This window comes from Leisingera sp. F5, assembly GCF_001593695.1.
Map to the genome: position 1 here is coordinate 1 of NZ_LUKH01000581.1, position 2,074 is coordinate 2,074.

General features: G+C 61.5%; 3 protein-coding genes. All 3 read left to right on the forward strand.

Annotated elements, in window-relative coordinates; translation table 11 throughout:
- On the forward strand, positions 1-1,096 hold a 1,096-nt coding region (locus A2I95_RS33490), incomplete at its 5' end, for a molybdopterin dinucleotide binding domain-containing protein (RefSeq protein ID WP_291736773.1).
- 8 nt (positions 1,097-1,104) lie between these two features.
- Positions 1,105-1,590: a nitrate reductase cytochrome c-type subunit gene (locus tag A2I95_RS33495; protein ID WP_027256762.1), complete on the forward strand. Its 486-nt coding sequence runs from the start codon at positions 1,105-1,107 to the stop codon at positions 1,588-1,590.
- Positions 1,590-2,074, forward strand: a 485-nt coding sequence (locus A2I95_RS33500) for a NapC/NirT family cytochrome c (RefSeq protein ID WP_291736775.1), incomplete at its 3' end; no start/stop codon positions are given. The genes A2I95_RS33495 and A2I95_RS33500, both read left to right, overlap by 1 nt.

The window sequence follows — 2,074 nt, forward strand, 5'->3', positions numbered from 1 at the left end:
GAACCGCGACCTGAAAGACGGCAAGATCAACTGCTACTGGGTGCAGGTGAACAACAACATGCAGGCCGCCCCTAACATGATGGAGGAAGGGCTGCCGGGCTACCGCAACCCTGACAACTTCATCGTGGTGTCCGATGCTTATCCGACGGTGACGGCCGAGGCCGCCGACCTGATCCTGCCCGCCGCCATGTGGGTGGAAAAGGAAGGCGCATACGGCAACGCCGAGCGCCGCACCCAGTTCTGGTATCAGCTGGTCAACGCGCCGGGTGAATCCAAGTCCGACCTGTGGCAGCTGGCGGAGTTCTCCAAGCGCTTCACCACTGATGAGGTCTGGCCCGCTGAATTGCTGGATGCCAACCCCGAATACAAGGGCAAGACCCTGTTCGAGGTGCTGTTCGCCAACGGCAATGTCGACCAGTTCGAGCTGACCGAGAAAGCCAAGGAATACGGCAACCACGAATCCGAAGACTTTGGGTTCTATCTCCAAAAGGGCCTGTTCGAGGAATATGCAGAGTTTGGCCGCGGCCACGGCCACGATCTGGCGCCTTTTGACCGCTACCACGAGGAACGCGGGCTGCGCTGGCCAGTGGTCGACGGCAAGGAAACCCGCTGGCGCTTCAAGGAAGGCTCGGACCCCTATGTGACCCCGGGCGCGGATTACGAGTTCTATGGCAAGCCCGACGGCAAAGCGGTGATCTTTGCGCTGCCCTACGAGCCGCCGGCAGAAAGCCCGGATGAAGAATACCCGATATGGCTGGCCACTGGCCGCGTGCTGGAACACTGGCACTCCGGCTCAATGACCCAGCGGGTGCCAGAGCTGTACCAGGCAGTCCCCGACGCGCTGTGCTACATGCACCCGGACGATGCTTCGGCCCAAGGGTTCCGGCGCGGCACCGAGGTGCGGATCATCTCGCGGCGCGGTGAAATCCGCACCCGGGTCGAGACCCGCGGCCGCAACAAGCCGCCCAAGGGGTTGGTGTTTGTGCCCTGGTTCGATGCGCGCCGGCTGATCAACAAGGTCACGCTGGATGCCACCGATCCGATCTCGAAACAGACGGACTTCAAGAAATGTGCAGTCCGTATCGAAGCAGTGTGAGGTCCGTCATGAAACATCTCCGTCTCGCCATCCTGGCCGCTCCGATCCTGCTGGCCCCAGTCTTTGTGGCTTCTTCAGCCATCGCCCAGAACCAGGTCGCCACGCTGCGCAACACTGCGCCGCTGGACCAGGAGGGCGAAGCCACCCAGATCCCCGGCATCGTCAATACCGACATCCGCCAGGTGCGCAACTACCCGGATCAGCCGCCGCTGATCCCGCACAAGACCGACAATTACCAGGTCGATCTGAATTCGAACAAATGCCTGTCCTGCCACAGCCGCACCGCGGTTGAAATCAGCCAGGCGCCAATGATCTCGGTCACCCACTTCATGAACCGCGAGGGGCAGACCTTGGGTGCGGTCAGCCCGCGGCGGTATTTCTGCAACCAGTGCCACGTGGTGCAGACCAATGCGCGGCCGCTGGTCGAGAATGAGTTCGTCGATATCGACCGCGTGATCGACTATGTGAACACGCAGCAAAGCGGGGCGGACTGATGCTAGGTTTCCTCAAACGGCTCTGGTGGATCATCCGGCGTCCCAGCGCCTATTTCTCGCTCGGCTTTCTGACCATGGGCGGTTTTGTGATGGGGATCATCTTCTGGGGCGGCTTCAACACCGCGCTGGAGGTCACCAACACCGAGGCCTTCTGCACCAGCTGCCATGAGATGCGCGACAACGTGTTCGAGGAGCTGAAGCCGACGATCCACTACTCCAACCGTTCGGGCGTGCGCGCGTCCTGTCCGGATTGCCACGTGCCGCATCAATGGTCCAACAAGATCGCCCGCAAGATGCAGGCCTCCAAGGAGGTCTGGGGCAAGATTTTCGGCACCATCAACACGCGGGAGAAATTCCTGGAGCACCGGTTGGAACTGGCGCAGCACGAATGGGCGCGGCTTGAGGCAAACGACAGCCTGGAATGCCGCAACTGCCACTCGGATGAGTCGATGGATATCACCCGCCAGTCCAAGCGGGCCGCGGA